This is a genomic window from Arthrospira sp. PCC 8006, from assembly GCF_046480465.1.
GTDB lineage: Bacteria > Cyanobacteriota > Cyanobacteriia > Cyanobacteriales > Microcoleaceae > Limnospira > Limnospira platensis.
The window spans coordinates 25,484-49,933 of sequence record NZ_PKGG01000001.1 but is presented as its reverse complement, the minus strand read 5'-3'; the positions used below and the strand labels follow the sequence as shown (position 1 = coordinate 49,933).

Genomic DNA, 24,450 nt, shown 5'->3' with positions numbered 1-24,450 from the left:
AAACTTGCCAATGCTAACAAAGCAGACCAACACGGATTTACCCTTCAAACCATTATTGCTGATCGCGCCATTTTTCCTATGGGGTACGGCAATGGTAGCCATGAAAGGGGTAATTCCCCACACTACACCGTTATTTATGGCGGGGATGAGATTGGTTCCGGCGGGGGTGTTGGTTCTATTATTTTGCTTCATCCAAGGAAGACCTCAACCTAAAACCTGGAAAGCCTGGCTATGGATTGGCCTATTTGCTGTGGTGGATGGGGCTTTGTTTCAGGGTTTCCTGGCTGAAGGACTGGTGAGAACTAATGCGGGTTTGGGGTCGGTGATGATTGACACCCAACCTCTGGCGGTAGCAATTCTCTGTCTGTGGCTGTTTAATGAAAGCATCCGCTTTTGGGGATGGTTGGGGTTGGTAATTGGGGTGATTGGTATTAGTGCTATTGGTTTACCTGATCAGTTGATTTTGGGGTGGTTGAACTTGCTACCTGCAGAAGAAATTGTGACTGTACAACTATTTGAGAGTGGCGAATGGTTGATGCTATTGGCGGCTTTGTCTATGGCGGTGGGGACGGTTTTGGTGCGCGGAGTATGTCGCCACTGTGACCCGGTGGTGGGGACGGGTTGGCACATGATTATTGGCGGTTTGCCTCTATTTCTGTTGTCTGGCGGCTGGGAGGCTGACCAATGGGTTAATATTGATGGCGGCGGTTGGATGGCGATCGCTTATTCGACTATTTTTGGCAGTGCGATCGCTTATGGCTTATTCTTTTATTTCGCTTCGAGTGGTTCCCTAACTAGCCTCAGTTCCCTCACTTTCCTAACCCCTATTTTTGCCCTGCTATTTGGTAATCTGTTTTTAGGAGAGGTACTCACTCCTTTACAATCAATGGGCGTGGGATTAACCTTGGTGAGCATCTATCTGGTCAATCAGAGAGATACCTTGGCTGATAAGTTCAAATTTGGTCACTCTGCTACTGAGTCTATCCCCTCAGAAACTACTCAACCTATGGAGGTATCCCTACCAGTAAAAATCCCCGAGTAGGAAACCTAAACTGTTAACCTAAACTGCGAGGTCAGACTATGAAAATTGGTGCCAACTATCTGGGAGGCGATCGCTGTGAATTTGTCGTCTGGTCTCCCATTCGAGAAACTGTCAATCTGCAAATCGAGACCCCATCACCTCGGTTAGTTCCCATGACTCAGGACTCTGAGGGATACTGGCGCGTGACCGTTTCTGATGTACCAGCAGGGACCCGCTATCGTTACCAACTTGATCGCGATACCATTAGACCTGACCCCGCCTCTCAGTATCAACCAGAAGATGTACACGGACCCTCTCAGGTCGTTAATCATGATGCCTTTAATTGGCAAGATGGCAACTGGTTAGGAGTCCCACTGGCAGATTTAATTATCTATGAATTGCACGTTGGCACTTTTACCCCAGAGGGTACTTTTGAGGCTATTATTCCCCGTCTGGGAGAATTATTAGACTTAGGCATTACCGCCATTGAATTAATGCCTGTTTCCCAGTTTCCTGGTAGTCGCAACTGGGGTTATGATGGCGTTTATCCCTACGCTGTTCAGGCTTCCTATGGGGGACCCGAAGGATTAAAAGCCCTCGTTAATGCCTGTCATCAACAGGGAATGGCAGTAGTGTTGGATGTGGTATATAACCACTTCGGACCGGAGGGGAATTATACCCGTGATTTCGGACCTTATTTTACTTCTAAATATCAAACCCCCTGGGGTAGTGCCATTAACTATGATGATGCTGGTAGTCCGGGGGTGCGGAATTTCGTGGTAGAGAATGTTCTCTATTGGTTCCGTGATTATCATATTGATGCACTGCGATTAGATGCAATTCATGCTATTTATGACTTGGGCGCTAAACATATTTTAGAGGAAATGGCAGACGAGGTAGCCGCACTATCTGAGGCACAGGGCCGCCAGTTTTACCTAATCGCTGAAAGTGATTTAAATGACGTGAGAATTATTAACCCCAAAAACCTGGGAGGTTATGGGATTGATGCCCAATGGAGTGATGACTTTCACCATGCTTTGAGAACTTTAATTACTGGAGATTTGACCGGGTATTATAAGGATTTTGGCAAAGGTGCAGATTAGGCTAAAGCCCTATCTGAGAGTTTTGTCTACTCCTGGGATTAKTCCCCTAATCGCGATCGCTATCATGGTAGTTATGCAGGCGATCGCCCTCCCTCTCAATTTGTGGTATGCTGTCAAAATCATGACCAAATTGGCAACCGTATGTTAGGAGAAAGGTTATCTCAACTCGCCTCCTTGTCAGCCCTAAAATTAGCCGCCGCCACCGTCTTATTATCTCCCTATATTCCCATGCTATTTATGGGGGAAGAGTACGGAGAAAACGCCCCATTTTTGTACTTTATCAGCCACAGCGACCCCGATTTAATTGAGGCAGTTCGCCAGGGGAGAAAATCCGAATTTGAGGAGTTTCACGCCGTCGGAGAAACCCCAGATGCCCAAAGTATTGAGACCTTTAAGCAATCTATTCTTGATTGGGAAAAACGCAGCCAGGGACACCATCAAACCCTCTTAGGTTTCTATAAACAACTGATTAGCCTACGCCATGAGATTCCGGCTATTAAAAAAGGCGATCGCCAAAACCAAAAAATCACCAGCGACGAATCCCAAAAACTTGTATCCTATCATCGGTGGACTGATAACTCCCAAATTCTGTGTATATTGAACTTTAATAAACAACCAGTCACCTACCATTTCCAGAATTCCGGTCAAACTTGGCGCAAAAAGTTAGATTCCTCTGATTCTATATGGATGGGTCCAGGTTCTCATCTTCCTGATACCATTAACAATTCCCAGGAAATCACCCTAAACCCCGAAAGTTGTATCCTCTACAACTGTTAAACATCTGTTAAACATCCATTCACCCAACTACTACTTCCCTCGACATCAATTATGCGTATTCCTGTTGCTACCTACAGAATCCAATTTAACCCTGATTTTGATTTTGAAGATGCCCAAAAAATTCTCCCTTACCTGCAAGAATTAGGCATTTCCGATATCTATGCTTCCCCAATTTTTAAAGCCAGAAGTGGTAGTACCCATGGTTATGATGTCGTTGACCCCAACCAAATTAACCCCGAATTAGGTTCCCCAGAAACCTTTGATGAACTCATCGAAGAAATCCAAGAACGCGACATGGGGTGGGTGCAAGATATCGTCCCTAACCACATGGCCTATGATAGCGAAAATAAGCTATTGATGGATGTGTTAGAACATGGTCCAGATTCCGAATATTTTGATTATTTTGAAATTGATTGGGATCAGGCTTATGAAAACATTAAAGGACGAGTCCTAGCGCCATTATTAGGAGACTTTTATGGCAACTGTTTAGAAAACGGACAGTTAAAACTTTCCTATAATGAATCTGGGTTAAGTGTCAATTACTACAATCTCAAATTCCCCCTCAGAATTGAATCCTATGCTACCCTCATCAGCTATAAAATTAACACCCTTTCCCAAACCCTAGGAAACCGTCACCCTGACGTAATTAAGTTATTAGGGGTTCTGTATATCCTCAAAAATATTCCCTCCGAAACCTCTAGCCAGCAGCGACGAGACCAGGCGGAATTTGTCAAAAAACTGCTGTGGGAAATTTATCAAGAAAATCCAGAGATTCAGAAATTCATTGATGAAAATATCGATTTCTTTAATGGGGATACCGGGAAAAGCGAGAGTTTTAATCTTTTGGATAACCTGTTATCTGATCAATTTTTCCGCCTGTCCTTCTGGAAGGTCGGCGCAGAAGAATTAAACTATCGGCGCTTTTTTACCGTTAATGAATTGATTTGTGTTCGCGTGGAAGATTATAAGGTTTTTCAACGGACCCATGATTTAATTGGTGAGTTGGTCAAGTCGGGTAAATTTACCGGATTAAGAATTGACCATATTGATGGACTTTATAACCCCGTCCAATATCTGCGCTGGCTGCGGGAAAAAACCGGAGAGATTTATATTGTGGTTGAAAAAATCCTCGAATTAGAGGAAAAATTGCCCGCTAACTGGCCGATTCAGGGAACCAGCGGTTATGAGTTTTTGAATTATGTCAATGGTTTATTTTGCCAGAGTAAAAATCAGGAAAGGTTTAATCAAATCTATGCGGAAATGACCGGACTTACCCGAACTTATAATGATTTATTGGTAGCGAAAAAACGGCTAATTGCTGATAAGAATTTGGCGGGAGATGCTGATAATTTAGCCCAGTTACTCAAGCGGGTTTGTGGTGATTATCGCTACGGACGAGATTTCACTTTAGCAGGTCTCAAAACTGCGATTATGGAGTTTTTGGTCAGGTTTCCGGTCTATCGGACTTATATTAATCAGGAAGGTGTGGGAGACGATGACCGCGCCTATGTGCAACAGGCGATTCGGGAAGCTAAGGTTAAATTGCCGGAACTGTTGAATGAACTTAATTTGATGGAAAAGTTCCTGTTTCTTGATTATGATGAGTTTTTGAGTGAGGAAAATCAACAGTTGTGGCTGCGTTTTGTGATGAAATTGCAGCAGTTTTCTGGTCCGTTAACGGCTAAGGGAATTGAAGATACTCTGTTTTATGTTTATTACCGATTTTTGGCATTAAATGAGGTGGGAGGTTCCCCTAGTCATTTTGGTATTTCTGTGGAGAAATTCCATGAGTTTAACCAAGAACGTCTGAACAGTTGGCCCCATGCGATGAATGCCACGGCTACCCATGACACCAAGCGAGGGGAAGATGTCCGATCGCGTTTAAATGTGATTTCGGAATTACCTGATCAGTGGGAAGAAAGGGTAAAGGTTTGGTCACAGTTGAACCGTGTTCATAAAACCCAAATTGATAGCAAGATAATTCCCGATCGCAATGATGAATATTTCCTTTATCAGACTTTGGTGGGTTCTTTCCCCTTCCTAGAAGAAGAATATCCTGAGTATGTGCAACGCATTAAAGATTATGTGGTGAAAGCAGTCCGGGAAGCCAAAGTACATACGGCTTGGTTACGACCAGATACTGATTATGAAAATGGCTTTGTGAATTTTGTCGAGAAAATCCTGGATTTCTCGGAGGATAATAAATTTTGGCAGGAGTTCCGACCCTTTCAAGAAAAAGTGGCTTTTTATGGGATGTTTAATTCCCTGTCTCAGACTTTACTCAAGTTGATCAGTCCTGGACTACCGGATATTTATCAGGGGACGGAATTATGGGATTTTAGCTTAGTTGACCCAGATAATCGCCGTCCGGTAGATTTTGATGGTCGCCTGTCCTATGTACAGGAAATTAAGCGACGATCGCGCACGGGAATGCAGAATTTAATTGATGATTTAATGGCGACTTGGGAAGATGGCCGTCTGAAGTTGTTTTTAATTGCGCGGGTTTTACAAGCGAGACAGGAATATCTCGATATATTCCAACAGGGAGACTATCAACCTGTAGCCGTAACTGGTAAGTATTGCGATCGCATTATGGCTGTGGCGCGCAGTTATGGTAAACATACAGCGATCGCCATTGTACCCAGGTTTTTGACTGATATTATAGAACCCCCTCAATTTCCCCTAGGTGATATTTGGGGAGATACCGCTATAATTGTTCCAGAAGGTAATGGGTCTAATTGGCATGAGGCGATCGTCAATCATGACATAGCCGCGAGTCCCAACATTCTAGTAAGTCAAATTCTCCAGTATTTCCCCGTCGGTTTACTGATCAATGAATCAGTCCCCATTTCCGACAAATAATTCCCTATTCTGCTTGGGGGTATTCTTCCCATAATTTTGTCATTTGGCGAATACTCCCATAATCCCCGTTACCTAATATCAGGTGGTCAAGGATAGGTAAAGACAAGAATTGACCCCCTTCCAGAAGTTGGCGGGTCAGCTCGATATCTTGATGACTAGGTTCAACATTTCCTGATGGGTGATTATGAGCAATAATCAGACGGGTGGCATTGTGTTTGAGTACCTCCCGGAAAATTTCACGGGGATGAGCCAGCGTTTCCGTAGCCGTTCCTATGGTCAACAGCTTAGTTCCCAATAGGCGGTTTTTCACATCCATTAACAAGATAGCAAATCTTTCTTGTGTCTGCCACATCAAATTATGGCTGAGAGCATTAGCAGCCGCTTGGGGGCTGTCAATGACCGTCAATTCCGGGGGTTTAGATAGAAAGACTCGCTTTCCCAATTCGATCGCAGCTATGATAGTAGTAGCCTTAGCCGGACCAACTCCGTGAATTTTAGTAAGTTCCCCAACCCCCACATTTCGCATCACCGAAAGGGGATCTTCCTCACACTGGCTGAGTTCCTTTAATATGTATTGTCCCAGACCAACCGACGAGAGTTTCCCGGCTCCCTGACCTGTTCCCAACAAAATCGCTATTAATTCTGCTGTAGAGAGGCTTTGGGGTCCGAAAGCCATTAATCTTTCACGGGGTCTCTCACTGGTAGGGATATCGGCAATTCTGAGGCTGTAGGTCATGCCATAATTTACACTCGTAAGTTAGATTAAGCATTCCCGGATTGTAGCTCACCAATGACCAAGTAATTCTTAAATCAAAATAAAATTCCCCCTATTCGGGGGAAAATTGACAAGATTTAGGTCTGGCATTTTTCAGGGATAGAAGCGATCGCTTTTGGTAGCTTACGCCAACCCCAATCGCCTATCGCTCCTTAACCCCTATGTCACTAAATAATCAGAATGTCACTGGCGCTGATACGTGGGAAGTTTCCATCCGGCAGTTGACCGAACTGAGCAACAGGAAATACTCCTTCTGGTTGACTGCCGTTTTCATCGTACCTCAGTACACCAGATGCTTGTTCATAAATTAGCACTGGAGTATTAATGTTGGCATCCGCATCGCGATACAGGCCAGTTGGCAAGTAAATAAACTGGTTCGGTCCAAGTTCACTGTTGCTGATTCCCGGAACCAGAGCAAAGCCAAAGCCACCAACACTAGCGTCTCTGACAAACACCAGTCGGTCATTACCACCCTGATTAAAGTCAGTAATAAAGTCCGCACTAGTAGTGGTTTTCACCGCGTCACTGAAGCGATAGAAGAACTGGTTGTCACCCTCACCACCAACTAAGGTGTTAACACCGAAGCCACCTTCAAGGGTATCATCTCCAGGTCCACCATCAAGTAAATCATTACCGCTACCACCGAAGAGGAAGTCATTACCAGCGCCACCGAGGAGAGTATCATCGCCATTACCACCTAAGAGGAGGTCATTACCTGATCCGGTTACGAGCAGGTCATTGCGCTCACTACCCTCAACGGTATTGTTACCCTGAAGGTTGGTAATGCTGACGCCCTCATTACCTTCATTGAAGAATTCAACATTAGCTGCAGTGATACTGTCATTACCCAGCGTATTGGCAGTGTCAGATAACAAGATGTCATTGGTGGTTCCGAACACAATAGTATCGTCACCAGCCCCACCAGCGATAACGTTAGTTATACTACCTTGTGCGCCGATAATTAAGTCATTACCAGCACCACCAAACAGGCTAACCTCTAGGGGAGTAGTACCGGTACGCAACCACTCGCCACCGTTCAGGGTGTTGTTGCCATCGCCACCGTCCATGATACTGAAGCGTCGCCCCAGCAGGCTATCATCTCCTTCACCACCAAATAGGGAGTCACCTAAAAATGCAGATTCCAAGGTATCGTTACCAGGACCACCATCTAGGATGCTACCTCCCGCAAAACCTGGTCGGGAACTATTAATACCCTGGGTGGTGCGTTCGTCTGAGGTGTTAGTGGATAGGAAGTCATCTCCCTCGCCGCCCAATAGGGTATCCTCAGCGGCAAAACTCATAATCGTATCGTTACCAGGACCACCATCTAGGAGGTTCTGGCCTTCGCCGAATCTGCCGATGGGACCCATAATTGAGTCATTACCAGCACCACCCATCATGGTTACTTGGGTGATACCAACCAGGGCGGGTGTAGGGTCAAAGGGGATAGTACTCTTGGTCAGAGGATCCGGATCAGATGGGCGAATACCGGTAACCCGTTCATATAATAAAGGATCTTTAACTTTGAGGATGTTTGCAGCTACTAGGGTGTCGTTACCTTCATCCCCAGAAAGGTACGATAGGCTGCCAACTCCCACAACGAAGTCATTATCTTGACCACCATAGAGACTATCTCCGGTGTTGATCCCAACAATCGTGTCATTGCCAATGTTGCCGTTAACCCAGTTGTTACCTTGGTTAGCACCACCAACGGCCGGGGGAATCACTAGACCAACATTGCTCTGACCAGAGGCGCTATAGAAACCGATTAGGTCATCTCCTTTACCCCCGTAGATGGTGTCATTACCCTGCAAACCACCTAATATGGTGTCATCATCCTGATTCCCAAACATGAGGTTGCCGCCAGAGACGGCAACTAGCAAGTCTCTTCCGGCTCCCCCATACAGGGTGGCKGGTTGTTCAGCGACGATGGTATCGCGACCGTCTCCACCCACTAAAGCTACCCCAGGGGCACGACCTACCAGAGAGTCATTACCAGGGCCACCAAATAGGGTATCACCTTGGCCACGAGCTACCAGAACATCATTTCCACTAAGGTCGCTGCCAACTAGGCTATCTCCATAAACCAAAGTACCCCCCAGGGTTGAGGTGACAATGGTGTCGTTTCCTCCAAGACCCAGGATTGTGTCTGGTCTAGGGGCAAAAGGTGCGTCCTGATTATATTGATCAGGTCCGCTAGTTAAAAAGGTTGGACCTCTTCCAGATGTCATTTTGTTTCACTCCTCCGCAATGATGTTTTTTGATCCGTTGGGACTACAGACACTGCCTGAAACACCAGAGATTGTTCCGCAGTAGTTTAACCTTTTTACCCTCAGCAAGTCTAGTCCCTTCCCCACTGTTCTGTCTACAATGTCTGTAGTGTGGTTAGGATTGCTTGGGTGTATTATGATTGGTTCTTGGATCAATTTCTCCAGAATTGTCTTGTAATCATTACTCTTAAAGATTATCTTGGGTACTCTCGTGCTTTGGGACGAAATATATCCCTACTATGTTCCTGCCCACCCCTTATTTCAGCCAGTTTCAGCCAAAAAAGGCGTTATAAGCATCGGATAAGATTTGGCTCAGATTTGATTTTGTTGCCGGGAACTCCTCCTTTTTTCGTCTAGCTCAAAGGTCTATTTGATGGGAATTATATGTTATTTATGACCACCAACTTGGCTGCACCAAATTAGATAATTTGGGGTCAAAGTTTCGGGTTAGGGAAACCTCGATCGCCTATGCAATGACGGGCTGGGAGGAAATCTGTTCCCCAGAGGTAGGCCGGGACTTTTGAGCGACTTGTTCAATCAGTTGCAGTTGTTTTGACAACAATTTAGACAGATCATAACGCTCTATAACTGTTTCCCTGGCTCGGACTCGCAAATCTGCCATGCGGTTGGGGTGGTCTAATACCTCATCAACCCGGTCGGCGATTTGTTTGGGAGAAAAGAAATCGACCAGTAAGCCGTTATAGCCATCTTGAATGACCTCCCGAATAGGGGGGGTGTCCGAACCAATGACTAGACAACCGGTGGAAAGGCTTTCTATCATAGACCAGGACAATACAAAGGGTCGAGTTAAGTATACATGGACTGCAGAGGCTTGAATCACTTTCAGGTATTGTCCATAGGGCAAGGGACCGACAAAGTGAATCCTAGATAGATCCAGGGGGATCTGAGCCAGCATTTTGTCTTTGTAACTCATGCCATTGGGTAAGGATTTACCGTAGCAAACTCGCTCTGAGCCGACAACTACCACATGGCAGTTTGGTCTTCTTTCCTGTATGTACGCCACGGCTTCGATAAATTCTGGAAAACCTCTATAAGGTTCCATACCACGGGCTACATAGGTGACTATCTCATCAACTTGACTCAAGTCTAAATTAGGTAGTACCAATTTAGCGTCTGGGTCGGGTTTGAAATAGGTGGTATCTACGCCGTCATGAATGACGGAAATCTTCGATTGCAGTTCCGGGGGAAATTGCGATCGCTGCCAATAGGTGGGGGAAATCCCCCAATCACAGGAGTATAGGTCAATTAGAATCGGGCAATTTTTTACCCTAATTCTAGCCATATCATCAACGGTGAGGGGGTCGGCGGGGTCAAAGTCCGCATCAGAACCTTTAGCGTTATAAAACCACTCGAAATAACACAGTAAGGGGGTATCGGGAAAAACCTCTTTGACGAAGAGGGTGGGACCCCAACCGGAGTGACCGCAGACGATATCGGGAACAAAACCCATGGATTTGAGTTTCTCAGCCATCCGATACACGGCTTGACCATATATTACAGCACTTTCTATTCCCCGCAAATATTGGTGAGTTTCCGGGGCGCTTTCGCGGTTGGGGGTGAATAGGGCCTTAGTAACTCCGGGAATTTTCCATTCTGGGCGTTCGTATTTGGTCCCGAAGATGATTTGATTGTTGGGGTCCGCACCGAGGGCGGTGATAATATGTCGATATTGGGCGGGAAAGTTGGGATGTAGGAATAATGCTCGCATAATGAAGGAATAGTTGGGCTATGAAGTGATGCTGACTGTGGGGGAAACGGGGGCGCGACAGACCCAAACGCAGTCACGGGGTACGGTGGTGCTGTCTTGGTGTAAGATTTCGTAGCCGATATGGTTGAGAAATTTAGCCATCAGTTGGTCGGTCATTATGGAAAAGGCGGTTCCTTGTCTACGTCCCAGCAGGTTCTGATCCCAATCTACTAGGAATTTCTGCCAACCGAGGTCACTGAGGGTGTTGGTGTGGTGGAATATACACAGGCGATCGCCTTTTAGTAGGGGGGGAATGCGGGTTAGATAATTAAAAATATCACGGGGTTCGATGTGAACCATGGTGTCATAACAGAAACAAACATCCAGGGAGGCTGGCCGAATGCCGTCTAGGGTAATGCCATCTAGTTTGACATAGTTTACTCTGTCTTCTCCGAGGCGATCGCGGGTAGCCTGTAACATTTGCTCGGAGATATCAGCACAGGTGAGGCGATCGCAATATTTCAGCAGTAGGGCTGCTGTTTTTCCGCCGCCAATGCCAATTTCTAGGACTCTATGGTGTTTCTGGATATAGGGGGCGATAAAGGTATTTTCTATAATTTGCTCATACTCCGCCCGTGATTGGGCCGCTCCTGCGGCTTTACCAATCCACTCATCACCGATATGATTAAAGTCGGGGTTGGTGCTTACCCACGTTTGGGCGTAGTCATCCCAAGCGCCTTCATAGTCTATTTTCATGGTATCGCTCACGGTTTTGGGTTTAACCTCCTGGGGGGGTACAGTTGATGGGTTTAACTTATCGTGACTATCCCAACCTAAATCTTGGCCTATAAATTCTCGTAGTTTGAGATTGTAGGGCTGGAAGTAAGCCTGCAATTGTTGGCGCAACTGCGGGGAAACTGGGGAATAGTTCCCAGCATTGTAGCGATTGTAGTGGCCTTGGTGATAAGGGGGAAGGTCTAGGAAGTTAAATACTTGGTTAACTACGGTTTCGGGGTTGCTGTATAGATCTTCGCTGCGGATAATCAGAAATTGGGATCTGGGAAATATTGCCATCCATCTTTGTAATTGTTGGACATAGATGCCTCGGTCAAGGTAACTATAGTGTTGATGGTTGAAACTGTAATAGGTTCCGTTGGCGCTGAGTTTTTGTTGTTCCCCTTCCAGGCGTTGGGCTTCGGCTGCGATCGCTTTTTCTAAGCATAGGGGTTCACAGCCTAGCTTGACTTCCCAGTAATAGTGAGAAATGGCGCGGTCTACGGGGTTCCGCAGTAGCACAATTAATTTCACCTGGGGATAATATTGGTGCAGTCTCTGGGGAACTGCGGGATGATATAGATAATAGGGCGACCCTTCCCCGGTTAGTTGCTGGGGGTGGCTGAGACGGGGAAATTGGGATTGATACCACTGCGCCGGTTGATGGTAGTTGAGGGTGAAATAGTGAATTTCTTTGCTGGCGGCGGGGAGAATTTGCGGATGTTGACAGAGATACTGATACAGAGAATTTGTCCCGCCTTTCTGGGTTCCGATAATTATAAAGTGCGGCGGTGGTGCGATCGCTTTAGTTTTATCTGGGGTCAAAGACCAAGGACTCTCTCCGGGTTCGATTACCACTATTTACTATTTCCTCAATGGCCAATTTCTCTAGCCATCTTACCCTAAATTCAGCTACAATCACCACATCCAGGACAGTGTTTTGGCGATCGCCTGAAAAATACTGAATCATCTAGCTGTGTTGTTATTGAAAGTATGTCAACGGAAACTATAGAGGCGGAACCCTTACTTTATCAGTATCGTAGATTTTTTGCTAATCAGTATCTCCATGGAGATGGCATTGAAGTGGGGGCCCTTAATCACCCTCTGGCTGTACCAGAAACTGCCAGAATTAAATATGTCGATCGCCTCTCGGTAGCAGACCTCAGACGGCATTATCCTGAGTTGGCTGATGAACCCTTAGTTGAGGTTGATATTATTGACAATGGAGAACATCTCCAAACTGTTGAGGAAGCCAGCCAGGATTTTGTCATTGCTAATCATTTTATTGAACATTGTCAAGACCCGATTACCACCATTGAAAATCTACTCCGGGTTATCAAAAAAGGCGGCATTCTCTATCTGGCGGTTCCCGACAAACGCTACTCTTTTGATAGCGATCGACCCATTACTTCCTTTGCACATCTATTGAAAGATTATCAGGAAGGCCCCCACCAATCAAAGGAAAGTCACTATCAAGAATGGGCGGAATTAGTGCTTAAAGAAACTGATAAATATCAGGTTCAGGATATTGTCAAAAAGTTAATTAAACGGGATTATAGCATTCATTTCCATGTGTGGGAGTCTCGGGACTTTTTGGATTTCTTAGTAACCCTGAAAAATCACCTTAATTTTCCCTTGGAAGTTCAGCGCCTATTTGAAAACTCAACCGAGTTTATTACCATTTTGACTAAATCCAGATAGGCATCCCTTCGGGGTAGCGTCAGACCCGAACAGGCGGAAATTATTTCTGACGCAACCCACCCCACATTTAAAGGGGATATTTACAGCAATTTTTTCAGTAGGGAGGTCAGGCTTTCTCCTAATCCTAACACATCCTGCTGTTGTTGTTCATCTTTCAGATTGCCATCAGTGTCAAAAATCTGATAACCATTGGGTAAAGTCTTCTGTTCGGGAATTACTAAGACACCAATACTTTCTAAAATAGACCGCACATGAAACAAGCCTCTTAAACCTCCTAAACCACCCGGAGAAGTTGCCATTAAAGCAGCTACTTTTCCCCGAAAACAGGTTAAGGCTAAAGGAGGTTCTCCCGGTTCCGAACGGGAAGCCCAATCAATCGCATTTTTCAGTAAAGGAGTAATTGAACTATTGTATTCAGGAGAGGCAATTAAAAAGCCGTCATGAGTTTTCAATAATTGCTTAAATTGCAGCACCGTTTCCGGTAATCCTTCCCGGTCCTGTAAGTCTTGGTCAAACAGCGGCATGGGCAAATCTTGGAAGTCGATAAAAGTAACTTCTGCCCCGGCTTGTCTTGCACCTGCAGCGGCAATTTTGACCAGTTTTTTATGCAAGGAAGCCTCTCGTTGACTGCCAGCAAATGCTAAAATTTTGGGTGTTTTTTCCATGATATTCTAGTTAGTAGAAACTGAGGGTAAGGCTAAATCAAATAGCAGGATTTCCGCCGGGTCTGATGTGCCCGTTAATTGGATTATATAGGGTTCATCGGCGGGGGGAGTTATGGCGACTCCATCTCCCTGGTCGAGAGAGCGATCGCCTAAAATTACCGAACCCCTAGCTATTTGAATCCAGGCAACTCTTCCCGGTTTTATGGTATAATCGATATGGTGTTCTTCGGTGGTTAATTTAGCCCCATATAGTTCCACATCCTGATGAATAGTGACCGAACCTTTCCGACCGTCAGGAGAACCCAATAATTGCAGTTTTCCCCACTGTTCAGCCTCAGAAAAGGCTTTTTGTTCATAACTAGGGGGGAGTCCCTTTTCATTAGGAATAATCCAAATTTGCAACAGGTGAACTGGTTGATTTTCCGACCCATTAAATTCGCTATGATAAATGCCAGTTCCTGCCGTCATTCGTTGAACTTCTCCCGGTCGAATTACTGAACCATTACCGAGGCTATCTTTATGTTCTAGGGTCCCTGATAACACATAGGTAATGATTTCCATATCTTGATGGGAGTGGGTTTTAAATCCGCCTCGGGGTTGGATATGGTCCTCATTAATTACTCGCAGGGTAGCGAAATTAATATGATTGGGATCATAGTATTGACCAAAGGAAAAGGTATGGCGACTATCTAGCCAGTCTAACTGTACTTGGCCGCGATCGCCACTATGACGAATTTGGATCATAAAATTATCCCGGCTTTAGATCAAGCGTGATTTGTGGGCAACTATTGATATTTTAATACACAACCGGATTATCTGCTTAATCAACCATTCGGGAATAATGGATAATTGGCAATTAATAATCAATAATTAGTTCCCCGTTACACAAAGAGGGCACGGGTTAGGTAGGCCGGTTAGGTGGGCCGGTTAGGTAGGCCGGTTAGGTAGGCCGGTTAGGTGGGCCGGTTAGGTAGGCCGGTTAGGTGGGCCGGTTAGGTGGGCCGGTTAGGTAGGCCGGTTAGTGGGGCGGGTTTACCAATATCCTGGTATCCAATGTAATTGACCCCAGAACCCGCCCCTACAGTCTTGGGGGTTTCGGTCGGGTTTGGGGGCGGGTTTACCAATATCCTGGTATCCAATGTAATTGACCCCAGAACCCGCCCCTACAGTCTTGGGGGTTTCGGTCGGGTTTGGGGGCGGGTTTACCAATATCCTGGTATCCAATGTAATTGACCGCAGAACCCGCCCCTACAGTCTTGGGTTCCGGTAGGGAGCTAAAGAGACCCAACAGGTGGTAAAATCGGAGAGCTAACAGACCCAAGACTGTCCCCCTAGGGGCAAAATGTTAAAGTGTGTGAATTTAATTGCTGTGGGAACCTATGGATTTTTCTAATCTAGCGGCCCAGTTGAATGCTGGGGCGATTTTACCAGAAAGTATTGTATTGATCACTTTGATGGTGGTCTTAATCGGTGATCTAATTGTAGGGCGGACAGCATCTGCTAAATGGACACCCTATGCCGCTATTGGCGGGTTGCTGCTGTCTATCGTGGCTTTATACTCCCAGTGGGATAGTACCAACACCCTGGCGTTTTTGGGGAGTTTTAATGCTGATCCCCTCAGTATTGTATTCCGGGGAATTATTGCCCTGTCGGCGGCAGTGACAATTTTGATGTCCGTTAGCTATATTGAACAAACGGGAACCGCTTTAGCAGAATTTATTTGTATTTTGCTGACAGCGACTCTGGGGGGGATGTTCCTGTCTGGGGCTAATGAGTTGGTGATGATCTTTGTGTCCCTGGAAACTCTCAGTATTTCCTCTTATATGCTGACAGGATACGCTAAACGAGACCCTCGGTCGAATGAGGCGGCGCTGAAATATCTGCTAATTGGGGCAGCTAGTGCGGCCGTGTTCCTGTATGGKTTATCGTTGCTGTATGGTCTATCTGGCGGCGAAACTAACCTAAATGCGATCGCCCAAGCCATTGCTAATAACGGAGTAAGTGACTCTCTGGGGCTGATAATTGCTTTAGTATTTGTAATTGCGGGAATTTCGTTTAAGATATCGGCGGTTCCTTTCCACCAGTGGACTCCTGATGTCTATGAAGGTTCACCCACTCCGGTGGTCGCATTCCTCTCCGTGGGGTCCAAGGCGGCCGGGTTTGCTTTGGCAATTCGTCTGTTATTAAATGCTTTCCCTGTATTGTCGGAACAGTGGCACTTTGTGTTTACTGCCCTGGCCATCCTCAGTATGATCTTAGGAAATGTCGTGGCCCTCGCCCAAACCAGCATGAAACGGATGTTGGCTTATTCTTCTATCGCCCAGGCGGGGTTTGTCATGATTGGGTTAATTGCCGGAACTGAGGCGGGTTATTCCAGCATGGTATTTTACCTGTTGATTTACCTGTTTATGAACTTGGGCGGTTTTACCTGCGTGATTCTGTTCTCCCTGCGGACGGGTACAGACCAAATTAGTGAGTATAGCGGTTTGTATCAAAAAGACCCCCTACTAACTTTGGGGTTGAGTATTTGTCTGTTGTCTTTGGGTGGTATTCCTCCCTTGGCTGGATTTTTTGGGAAAATTTATCTATTCTGGGCCGGTTGGCAAGCGGGGTTATATGCCCTGGTTTTACTGGGTTTAGTTACCAGTGTGGTTTCCATTTACTACTACATTCGGGTAGTGAAAATGATGGTGGTTAAGGAACCTCACGAAATGTCTGATGTGGTGAAAAATTATCCGCCAATTCGCTGGAATTTGCCGGGGATGCGCCCCTTACAGGTGGGCTTGGTTTTGTCGGTAATTGTCACCTCTCTGGCGGGGATTTTATCTAATCCTTTGTTTACCCTGGCTAATGATTCTGTTAGCCGTAGCCCCATATTCCAACAGGCGGCAATTTCGCAGGCGGAAACTGTGGCAACTGTTGATGTTATTTCTAGTCCGGCAATAATCGCTCAGGATTAGTAATCACCTGGTTTAGGGGCGGGTGATATCGACAGCTTTTTAGTTGCTCGCAAATCTGGCTAAACTCGCCCCTAATCATAGCGGTTGGCAGTAATTACCCCCGTTGGGCGATCGCATAAKATCTCCACGGGGCGGGGTATCCTTCCATGGTTTCTTGGGGATTTTCGGGGTTGAGAAACTCCTGTAAACTGTCGATAKTAGCCCAGGTAGTCCGCCGTTGTTCTTCTACTGATAAAGGTGAAGCGAAAATACAGCGAACTTTAGTAAATCCTGCCCTAATCATCCAGGTTTCTAAACAGGACTGGGTGGGGAGAAACCAAATTCCTTTGGCGTTGGCGTAGCGTTGGCGAGGGGTGAGGGCGATCGCTTTTTCTCCGGGGATACCCTGACAGTCGATGATGATTTCTCCTTTTGGCGCTAAGGCTTGCCGCATTTTTCTCAATAAACCAATGGGGTCGGTGTGGTGATAGAGAATACCTAAGCAGAAAATGGTATCGAAAAATTGGGGATAATAATCTATATGTTCGACTCCTAATAATTCAAAATGTAGGTTTGACTGACGGACTAGGTTTTGCATTAGTTGGAAGTTCCAAAAGTGTTTGGCGTAGGGTTCAAAGCCAATTACACAATCGGGTTGCTGGTCTGCCATGCGAAACATATAATAACCATTATGGCAGCCAATATCCGCTACTTTTCGCTGTTTTAGGGGCTGAATATGGGGGGTAATTCTCTCCCATTTTAAATGCGATCGCCATTCCGCATCTATCAGCGTTCCAAATAATTCAAAAGGCCCTTTTTTCCAGGGGCAAAAAGTTTTTAATGTCGCCTCAAACCGCCGTTGCTGGTCTGCGGAAAGTTCCCCCAAGCGTCCGATTTTCACCACCGAACCCGACAAGTCAAACCATTGAGTTTGGATATCCTCAACTGCTTCTACTGCTTCTCTATACCGGTTTATTTTATCATCAAATAACCGAGGATAAGCATATTGGCGCTGTTGCTGAATCCCATCACGGTTAATGTCGATATCATAGGCAGCCAAATAATCATCAGCATGGTACATATAACAATCCTTATTCGCTGTCAATTTTCCATCAATAATTAGCCAAGGGTCATTGGGGGTTATTTGATAGCAATAAATGAGGTGAAATTGTGAAACTTTAATAAGGAATCCACCGCCGCAAATCCACTGTCATGCAGCATGGCTACCTGTTGCATTTGAGTGAGGGGAATTAAGACATTTTCTAGGGCTTCCTTTTTGCGTTCAATCTCATTTGTCGCATAGCCGTTTCTGGTTTTAAAGGCTTCATAATGGCGGGTCATGGTTTCCTGGAATTGGGGATAAGGCGATCGTAGTTTTTCACTCAGAAATAATAAACCACCCGGCACTAACCCTTCATAAACCGCATTTAAAACCTGTTGTCTTTGGTGAACCGGCAGAAATTGTAGGGTATAATTCATCACCACAATACTGCTATTTTCAAAACTACTATTTCCCGCACTTTCACAGATTAACTCTATGTGGTGGGTGTCTTCTAAACCTGATAACTTTTCCTTAGCTTTCGCTAACATGGGTTCCGAGTTGTCAATACCAACTAGGGTAGCAGGTGTTTTTAAAAATCGCCCCAGTAACTCTAAAAACGTCCCCGTTGAACAACCCACATCAATAATTTTAGTACCAGGTTGATAATAGGCTTTAGTCCATTGTACCGCACAGGCAACCACTTCTTTATATAGGGGAACCGAACGGGAAACCATATCATCAAAAACCCGCACCACATCTTCATTAAAAGTAAAAGGTTTTGGCCATATTTCCTGTTCAAATAGTTGGTCTTTGTCGGAACTTAGATAAAGTTCTGTATCCCAGAAGTTAGTCATAATTTAATTTTCCATATCGGGTCATACAACCATATTTTACAACCAACCTGCTTCCCCAACATCAATAATGACGGTAACAGACATTACTGATAATTTCTGAAATTGATATATTTGATAATATCATGTAATAGTTCAACCATCAAATACCCAGATGAATCTTATGTTTTTGGCTAAGGGTTTAGTTATTGGCTTCTCCATTGCTGCCCCCATTGGACCCATTGGAATTTTGTGTATTAGGAGGTCTCTGACTCAAGGTAAAATAGTTGGCTTAGTGTCCGGTTTGGGGGCGGCTACTGCTGATGCAATTTATGGCTTTATGGCTGGTTTTGGACTCACAGCAATTTCTAGTTTACTCCTGGGTCAACAAACATTATTAAGAATATTGGGCGGTTTATTTTTATGCTATTTGGGCTGCAAAATTTTTGGGGATAAGCCAGCTAATGAGTCTGCTAAAATTAACCATAAACTCGGTGCTTATGCTTCCACCTTTTTGTTAACTCTCACTAATCCCATGACTATTTTAGGGTTTATTGCTATTTTTTCTGGCTTGGGTTTAGGGGAAACCAATAACTATTTTGATGCCACTTTGTTAGTGTTAGGAGTATTTTTGGGTTCCGCCCTCTGGTGGTTACTGTTGGTGGGGTTCATTGAATTATTTCGCGATCGCTTAAATTCTACTATTTTTCAATGGGTTAATCGAGTATCTGGGCTAATAATTATCAGTTTTGGTATCTTAGCCATTGCTACAGTTATATGGCAATAAAACCGCCCTAGCTGGCGCACCCTCTGACCCGATAATTTTTAAAGGGAGACAAATTAACTGATATTCTCCAGGTGCAATTTCCGCTAAATTAATGCCTTCTAAAATAACCACTCCTGCAGTCAGTAATATTTCATGAGTTAAGGGACTATCATTAAACCTTTGAACTGACAGATAATCAACACCGACTAATTGAATACCAGCATCAACCACCCATTGGGCTGCATCAGCAGTTAAGGCAACATAATCTTGTTTAAATTCCGATATTCCTCGCTCCCAAAGCTGAGAATTAGCAGTTTTAAATAAGATTCTTTCCGTGTCTTTGGGGATGTTTAATTGATTTAATAAATTAGCAGTAATTGCGGTAACATCAGCCACTGAAATTACTAAAGCCCGCCCGATTAACGTCTCTAATGATAGTTGTTCAACAGTAGGACCACCATCAATAAAATGAGAGGGAGCATCTACATGGGTTCCCACATGAACGCTGCTTGCCATTTTAGAAACATTTACCCCATGTTGGTCAATGGTTTTGGTAGACTCTAGTTGAAAGTTTAAACCTCCTGGCCAAGTGGGGAGTTGGGAGTGTAGACCAACGGAAATATCGAGTATTTTTACCATGTTGATAACCCCAGGAATTGACAACCTTGCTCTAATTATACCATGAGTTATCTTACTATTCATCTAATAATAATTAGAGACTTCAATATTTCAAATAAAAATCACGGATTAATGCGATAAATTCATCACTGTAAATGTGTCGGGATTTTTCAATTATTAAGGTGTGTGTCTGGCAGGGTTTTTGATGTTTGCTTAATTCCATAATGATGCGTTTAACGGAATGTGTGGCTGTGGGTTTGATTAACAATTGACGATCGCAATATAATCCGAAGGTTGGGGCTATGTCTTGAAAGTTGATGGCGGCTGCTGTGGGATAAATTATTGCTAGTTTCCCGGTGGGTTTTAATAATTTGGTCGTTACTTGTAAAATATCTAGCTGGGAGAGGCTGTCGCTATGTTTGGCGAGGGCTATTTGATGATTATTGGGTTTATAAGCATTGGCAAAAAAGGGGGGATTAGAAATGATTAAATCGTATTGTATATCACAGAAATCCGCATATTGTTGGATAGAATTATGATGAATTTTTAGGCGCGATCGCCAAGGGGAATTAGCTATATTTTCACTGGCTTGTATATAAGCATCTCTATCAATTTCTACAGCATCAATTTTCGCTGGTGAACGTTGGGCTAAGATTAAAGCAATTAATCCGCTTCCCGTCCCAATATCTAAGATATTATCGACAGATTTTACATCTGTCCAGGTTCCTAATATTACCCCGTCTGTGCCGACTTTCATCCCACAGCGATCCTGAAAAATGGTAAACTGTTTAAACTGAAATTTATGGCTGACCATACCTAGGATTAATTGCGTAAAATTAAACTACCTGGGGTAACTTTTTTAATCCAGTCTGTGATGATAATTTGGTCACGATCGCCTTTTTTGATTGGGTCTCCTTGGAGATTTTTAAATGTCACAGTTTCAGGAATATCAACTTTTTCTCCGGTGGGAATTACCACTTGATTAATTTCGGAGATATCAAAAGGACGTAGGACTTGGAAAACGATATATTTACCACTTTCTCCCCCCAAAACTTCGGCGACACATGAATCATTGCGATAATGGGAAATTTTAGATTTTGACTTCATTCGGGAGAAAATAGAGGTGGTGCGATTAGCTTTAAAAAATGGCGATCGCGCTTCGGTCTGCCAATTTTTTTTAAGGGTTACTGGGTCGGTGAAAATCTGCTCACATATCTGGTCAATATCTGGGGCTAAATTACCATTTTTCCCCAAATGTCTGAGGTCTAGGCGCAGGCTATGTAAACCAGCCTTTTCTAGTCCCTCTAGTTGATCTAAAATAAACCAATCTTTATCTAAAAATAGAAAAGTTCCCTGGTGAGTTTCTACCGCAGGAAGGGGGCGATCGCCATTTTCTTCAGCCATAGCTTTCACTTCAATAAAACCTTGATTATTCTCCTCTGATATATGTTCAGCTAATAGCGATCGGGGTGAGTAAAAAAGCAAAATTCTCCCCACCCCCAATACTTCACAGGGTACGGGTAATTTCCGGCAATATTCAATTAACTTATTTTCGGGAATTTCAGTTGATAAAATCAGACGTTCTAAACATCCAGCGAACAGTTGACACCATCCTATTAACGCCTCAAAATTATGATTTCCTGTCTCTACAATTAACTGAATAGGTAATTGGGGATAATGAACCATTAACCATTCCGCCGCGCCGGGATCACATACTCGAATAGCGGCAAAATTTAGGAGATCCCAATCACAGAGGCGATCGACAATTTGCATCATCACCCCTTCGGTCATTAAAATATCCCAGACCAAAACCGGACGCAACCCCCGTTTTTTCGCCTCTTCCGCCAGAAAAAACACCTCTGGCTCGGTTAACTTTCCCTGTCTAGCCAATAAAAAAGGTTCTAATAAAACCTCCCCTAAATTAGCTACCCTAGCGCATCTATCTAAGTCCTCTAAACTACCCACAAAAGTATTAAATAGCATCAATTATTCCCTAATTAACTACCAGTAACCATAGAGTATGGGGCTGTTATTTCCACTTTAGATGGAGATAATCTCAGCAAATGCAGTTGGTTAACTTGCGCCAATTTGGGGACTTTGGGGATACAAACAATCCCATCTTTTCGCATACAATTAATCTCCTCACCCACGACGGAAAATAAGCGATTAACTTGATAATTAATGGGCTGACTATGAGGAAGGATAAACTCGACTTTATCTCCCACAGATAAAGGTTCTACCAATTTGATAGCGATCGCCTCTTCAGTCGTATCTAAAACCATCCCTAAATAATCATGAGTTCCGGTATTATTTCCGGCGGCTTGCTCAAAAACCGAACCATCACCCGCCGCCGTTTCTAGGGAACCAGAAAAATAATCCCTATGGGGAATTGACTGTAAATCTGCCGCTATTTCCTGCAATAATTCCGGGGTTAACTCACCTTGAGAATAAGCATCAATCGCCCGACGATAGGCTTTACAAGTCATCGCTACATAAAAGGATGATTTCATCCGTCCTTCAATTTTTAGGGAACAAATGTGATGTTTGAAAAAATCACCCACCTGATAGATACCCCACAAATCTTTGGAGGACATAAAGGTAATTGGGGAAGCCTCAGAAGATAGTTGATAAGGAAGGCGACAGGATTGAATACATCCACCTCGGTTAGAATCCCGTCCGGCGGTATAATTAGAAATGGTACAATGTCCAGAATATGCCATACACATCGCCCCATGAATAAACATCTCTATTTCTAAGGGCGCTTTCTGGGTATTTTCGGCTGAGAATTTAGCCCGAATTTGACCAGCTTCGGGGATGCTAACTTCCCTACCTAAAATTAGGCGATCGACCCCAAATCTCGTCCAGAGTCTCGCTGCATATCCATTTAAACAGGAAGCCTGAGTTGATAGGTGAATTTTCAGATTAGAACAGTTTTTAATAACTCGCATAACTCCCAAATCGGAGACAATGACTGCATCCACATTGAGCTGTTCTAATAGTTGACAATAATCCCCAAATTCGCGAAAATCTTCATCATGAAGGAAAGCGTTTAAAGTTACATAAACTTTAGCACCCTGTTGATGAGCAAATGTGACACCTCTGTGTAATTCTTCGGGGCTAAAATTATCAGCCCTAGCCCGCAATCCATAATTTTGACCGCCCAGATAGACAGCATCTGCGCCATAGGTAATAGCAACTTGTAATCTTTCTAAATTCTTGGCTGGGGCTAATAGTTCTGGTTTCCACATAACAAAAAAACTGCTTAACTAACGGGTGTCTGATTAACTTCTAAAATCTCTCTAACGGTTCGTCCATCTCCTTGAAATCCAAAATACCATAAAGCTGTCGCTGCTTCCGCCCTAGTGACAGTTTTTTGCGGTTGAAATAGGGTAGTAAATCCAAACACGCGCCGAATATTAGCATTATCTCCGTTATCAAAATCTGCTAAAATCGCCCTGATTGCATTACTATTAATTTTCGAGGCATCCTGAAATCCCCAACGTTGTTCAACGGCATCTACAGTTCCTTGGGGTAAGCCTTGGCGAGTATCTAAGGGCACTTTCCAAAGGATTAAATACTCGCGGGTTAAGGGTGCATCTGGACGGAATTGCACGGCGGTAGAATCCCCTGATAAAGAACTAGGAATTAAGCCAGCTTCAGCTAGTCCTTGAATTTCGGAAAAATATGGATGATTCGCGGGAACATCGGTAAATACAGGTTGACTACTAGAAATGGCTAAACGAATTTGTCTACCGGGAATATCAGCATAAATTTTATTGTTAGCTTGGACTAAAGCACGGGCAAATTCTCCCCTGGTAATAGCTTGATTAGGATTAGGAAAATTTTGCTCAAAAATACCTATTTGGGCGACATCCATGGCAAACTGTTTTAATTCCTGGGGAATGTCGCTAGTTGTAGAAGTGGTGGGGGTGGGGGTGGGAGTAGTTTCAGATTCTGGGGTAGGACTTGAAGTGGTAGCTGTAGGGTCAGGAGACTCTGGGGACTCGGAGGGGGTAGTTTCGGGTTGAGAAGCGATCGCTTGTGGGTCGCGAGAATAGTCTATAGAAAACTTAGTTTTTCCCTCTAATACTTGCTCCAATTGCAGGTTAATTGTTACCTGTAAATCCTGTTTGGTCGCCACCAACAAACCATCACTTTCTTGGTCGCTATTGCTAACTATTTCCCAGCCATCTGATGTCAATCTATTTTGATAGTAGGTTTTGACTAAATCAATGGAGTCGGTGGTTCCCCAAACTGTTGAAGTTTTTTGTGTATCGCTGGCTGCGAGGGTAACATCTTGTAAGCTGGAACCGGGATAAATGGAGATTTCCTGGGGGAAATTAGCGGGTAATTTGAGAAAATCATCCGGGGGGGAAATTTGCTGATTTTCGGTATCAGTAGATTCCTGAAAAGGTTGATTTTCTTGCAGTTGTGGATCTGCTTCTAAAGATTGTTGTAAGGAGTCTCCTAGGGTACTGTTGGCACAACTACTTAATAGGGCGGTTATGCCAATTATGGGGATAAGTTTGATTAAATATGGGCGGGAATATTTCACGATTTTAGGTTCTCAATGGGTTGATAATTACTCAAGGAAATGGC

At 44.4% G+C, this 24,450-nt stretch carries 19 protein-coding genes and 1 pseudogene; 6 read left to right on the top strand and 14 right to left on the bottom strand.

The genetic code is table 11. The features are described from left to right. Positions 1–10 precede the first annotated feature (10 nt). From B9T16_RS00245 to treY, 3 genes and pseudogenes are all read left to right on the top strand, one after another. Complete coding sequence (locus B9T16_RS00245; protein ID WP_410243841.1) at positions 11–1,042, top strand: DMT family transporter; 1,032 nt, start codon at positions 11–13, stop codon at positions 1,040–1,042. 38 nt (positions 1,043–1,080) lie between these two features. Continuing rightward, a pseudogene (gene treZ / locus B9T16_RS00240) lies at positions 1,081–2,901 on the top strand (malto-oligosyltrehalose trehalohydrolase). Positions 2,902–2,952: 51 nt separating this feature from the next. Then, on the top strand, positions 2,953–5,763 hold the full coding sequence (treY, locus tag B9T16_RS00235; RefSeq protein WP_410243840.1) for a malto-oligosyltrehalose synthase: 2,811 nt from the start codon (positions 2,953–2,955) through the stop codon (positions 5,761–5,763). 4 nt (positions 5,764–5,767) lie between these two features. On the opposite strand, the gene radC is transcribed toward treY, so the two are convergent. The 5 genes from radC to B9T16_RS00210 all read right to left on the bottom strand — a co-directional run bounded on the left by radC (position 5,768) and on the right by B9T16_RS00210 (position 12,260). After that, positions 5,768–6,499 carry a RadC family protein gene (radC, locus tag B9T16_RS00230; protein WP_410243839.1) on the bottom strand — a complete coding sequence of 244 codons (732 nt, stop codon included), beginning with the start codon at positions 6,497–6,499 and terminating at the stop codon, positions 5,768–5,770. A 206-nt stretch (positions 6,500–6,705) separates the two neighbouring features. Beyond that, on the bottom strand, positions 6,706–8,769 hold the full coding sequence (locus B9T16_RS00225; RefSeq protein WP_410243838.1) for a calcium-binding protein: 2,064 nt from the start codon (positions 8,767–8,769) through the stop codon (positions 6,706–6,708). A gap of 505 nt (positions 8,770–9,274) precedes the next feature. Further along, the gene (locus tag B9T16_RS00220; RefSeq protein WP_006618228.1) at positions 9,275–10,537 is read right to left on the bottom strand and encodes a glycosyltransferase family 4 protein; all 1,263 of its coding nucleotides are present in this window, start codon (positions 10,535–10,537) and stop codon (positions 9,275–9,277) included. 18 nt (positions 10,538–10,555) lie between these two features. Continuing rightward, complete coding sequence (locus tag B9T16_RS00215) at positions 10,556–12,142, bottom strand: sulfotransferase domain-containing protein (protein WP_410243858.1); 1,587 nt, start codon at positions 12,140–12,142, stop codon at positions 10,556–10,558. Further along, positions 12,102–12,260: a hypothetical protein gene (locus tag B9T16_RS00210; protein ID WP_014273980.1), complete on the bottom strand. Its 159-nt coding sequence runs from the start codon at positions 12,258–12,260 to the stop codon at positions 12,102–12,104. Before B9T16_RS00210 ends, B9T16_RS00215 begins: the two co-directional genes overlap by 41 nt. Positions 12,261–12,283: 23 nt before the next feature. Here B9T16_RS00210 and B9T16_RS00205 point away from each other — a divergent pair, with 23 nt between their 5' ends. Beyond that, complete coding sequence (locus tag B9T16_RS00205; RefSeq protein WP_410243837.1) at positions 12,284–12,991, top strand: methyltransferase domain-containing protein; 708 nt, start codon at positions 12,284–12,286, stop codon at positions 12,989–12,991. 80 nt (positions 12,992–13,071) lie between these two features. Here B9T16_RS00205 and B9T16_RS00200 read toward each other — a convergent pair whose 3' ends face one another. Both B9T16_RS00200 and B9T16_RS00195 read right to left on the bottom strand, forming a co-directional pair. Further along, positions 13,072–13,656: an NADPH-dependent FMN reductase gene (locus tag B9T16_RS00200; protein ID WP_317267206.1), complete on the bottom strand. Its 585-nt coding sequence runs from the start codon at positions 13,654–13,656 to the stop codon at positions 13,072–13,074. Positions 13,657–13,662: 6 nt separating this feature from the next. Next, positions 13,663–14,400 (bottom strand): pirin family protein, encoded by a 738-nt coding sequence (locus B9T16_RS00195; RefSeq protein WP_410243836.1) that lies wholly within the window; start codon positions 14,398–14,400, stop codon positions 13,663–13,665. Between the two features lie 635 nt (positions 14,401–15,035). On the opposite strand from B9T16_RS00195, the gene B9T16_RS00190 reads away from it, so the two are divergent. Then, positions 15,036–16,616, top strand: coding sequence for an NAD(P)H-quinone oxidoreductase subunit N (locus B9T16_RS00190; protein ID WP_410243835.1), 1,581 nt, complete (start codon positions 15,036–15,038; stop codon positions 16,614–16,616). A gap of 94 nt (positions 16,617–16,710) precedes the next feature. On the opposite strand, the gene cmoB is transcribed toward B9T16_RS00190, so the two are convergent. Next, a complete protein-coding gene (gene cmoB / locus B9T16_RS00185; RefSeq protein ID WP_410243834.1) occupies positions 16,711–17,676 on the bottom strand; it encodes a tRNA 5-methoxyuridine(34)/uridine 5-oxyacetic acid(34) synthase CmoB in 966 nt (321 codons plus the stop codon). A gap of 59 nt (positions 17,677–17,735) precedes the next feature. Further along, a complete protein-coding gene (gene cmoA, locus B9T16_RS00180; protein WP_410243833.1) occupies positions 17,736–18,491 on the bottom strand; it encodes a carboxy-S-adenosyl-L-methionine synthase CmoA in 756 nt (251 codons plus the stop codon). Between the two features lie 151 nt (positions 18,492–18,642). Between cmoA and B9T16_RS00175 the strand changes: the two genes are divergently transcribed. Next, positions 18,643–19,254, top strand: a complete 612-nt coding sequence (locus tag B9T16_RS00175; protein WP_410243832.1) for a LysE family translocator — start codon at positions 18,643–18,645, stop codon at positions 19,252–19,254. Here the strand turns inward: B9T16_RS00175 and B9T16_RS00170 are convergent. From B9T16_RS00170 to B9T16_RS00150, 5 genes are all read right to left on the bottom strand, one after another. Next, positions 19,225–19,872, bottom strand: a complete 648-nt coding sequence (locus B9T16_RS00170; RefSeq protein ID WP_014273988.1) for a cyclase family protein — start codon at positions 19,870–19,872, stop codon at positions 19,225–19,227. The two genes, B9T16_RS00175 and B9T16_RS00170, sit on opposite strands and share 30 nt — an antisense overlap. An 82-nt stretch (positions 19,873–19,954) precedes the next feature. Continuing rightward, the gene (locus B9T16_RS00165; protein WP_410243831.1) at positions 19,955–20,665 is read right to left on the bottom strand and encodes a tRNA1(Val) (adenine(37)-N6)-methyltransferase; all 711 of its coding nucleotides are present in this window, start codon (positions 20,663–20,665) and stop codon (positions 19,955–19,957) included. An 8-nt stretch (positions 20,666–20,673) separates the two neighbouring features. Beyond that, the gene (locus B9T16_RS00160) at positions 20,674–21,834 is read right to left on the bottom strand and encodes a U32 family peptidase (RefSeq protein WP_410243830.1); all 1,161 of its coding nucleotides are present in this window, start codon (positions 21,832–21,834) and stop codon (positions 20,674–20,676) included. A 14-nt stretch (positions 21,835–21,848) separates the two neighbouring features. Then, positions 21,849–23,099 carry a peptidase U32 family protein gene (locus tag B9T16_RS00155; RefSeq protein ID WP_410243829.1) on the bottom strand — a complete coding sequence of 417 codons (1,251 nt, stop codon included), beginning with the start codon at positions 23,097–23,099 and terminating at the stop codon, positions 21,849–21,851. A gap of 14 nt (positions 23,100–23,113) precedes the next feature. Next, on the bottom strand, positions 23,114–24,406 hold the full coding sequence (locus B9T16_RS00150; protein ID WP_006617576.1) for an S-layer homology domain-containing protein: 1,293 nt from the start codon (positions 24,404–24,406) through the stop codon (positions 23,114–23,116). Between the last annotated feature and the right edge of the window lie 44 nt (positions 24,407–24,450).

What these genes read in the sequence shown, in the direction of transcription:
- treY (WP_410243840.1), top strand. Translation starts at nt 2,953, where the DNA reads ATGCGTATTCCTGTTGCTACCTACAGAATCCAATTTAACCCTGATTTT.
- B9T16_RS00210 (WP_014273980.1), bottom strand. Translation starts at nt 12,260, where the DNA reads ATGATTCAGTATTTTTCAGGCGATCGCCAAAACACTGTCCTGGATGTG.
- radC (WP_410243839.1), bottom strand. Translation starts at nt 6,499, where the DNA reads ATGACCTACAGCCTCAGAATTGCCGATATCCCTACCAGTGAGAGACCC.
- B9T16_RS00220 (WP_006618228.1), bottom strand. Translation starts at nt 10,537, where the DNA reads ATGCGAGCATTATTCCTACATCCCAACTTTCCCGCCCAATATCGACAT.
- B9T16_RS00155 (WP_410243829.1), bottom strand. Translation starts at nt 23,099, where the DNA reads ATGTGGAAACCAGAACTATTAGCCCCAGCCAAGAATTTAGAAAGATTA.
- B9T16_RS00200 (WP_317267206.1), bottom strand. Translation starts at nt 13,656, where the DNA reads ATGGAAAAAACACCCAAAATTTTAGCATTTGCTGGCAGTCAACGAGAG.
- B9T16_RS00175 (WP_410243832.1), top strand. Translation starts at nt 18,643, where the DNA reads ATGAATCTTATGTTTTTGGCTAAGGGTTTAGTTATTGGCTTCTCCATT.
- B9T16_RS00245 (WP_410243841.1), top strand. Translation starts at nt 11, where the DNA reads ATGCTAACAAAGCAGACCAACACGGATTTACCCTTCAAACCATTATTG.
- B9T16_RS00195 (WP_410243836.1), bottom strand. Translation starts at nt 14,400, where the DNA reads ATGATCCAAATTCGTCATAGTGGCGATCGCGGCCAAGTACAGTTAGAC.
- cmoA (WP_410243833.1), bottom strand. Translation starts at nt 18,491, where the DNA reads ATGACTAACTTCTGGGATACAGAACTTTATCTAAGTTCCGACAAAGAC.
- B9T16_RS00160 (WP_410243830.1), bottom strand. Translation starts at nt 21,834, where the DNA reads ATGCTATTTAATACTTTTGTGGGTAGTTTAGAGGACTTAGATAGATGC.
- B9T16_RS00165 (WP_410243831.1), bottom strand. Translation starts at nt 20,665, where the DNA reads ATGGTCAGCCATAAATTTCAGTTTAAACAGTTTACCATTTTTCAGGAT.
- B9T16_RS00205 (WP_410243837.1), top strand. Translation starts at nt 12,284, where the DNA reads ATGTCAACGGAAACTATAGAGGCGGAACCCTTACTTTATCAGTATCGT.
- B9T16_RS00170 (WP_014273988.1), bottom strand. Translation starts at nt 19,872, where the DNA reads ATGGTAAAAATACTCGATATTTCCGTTGGTCTACACTCCCAACTCCCC.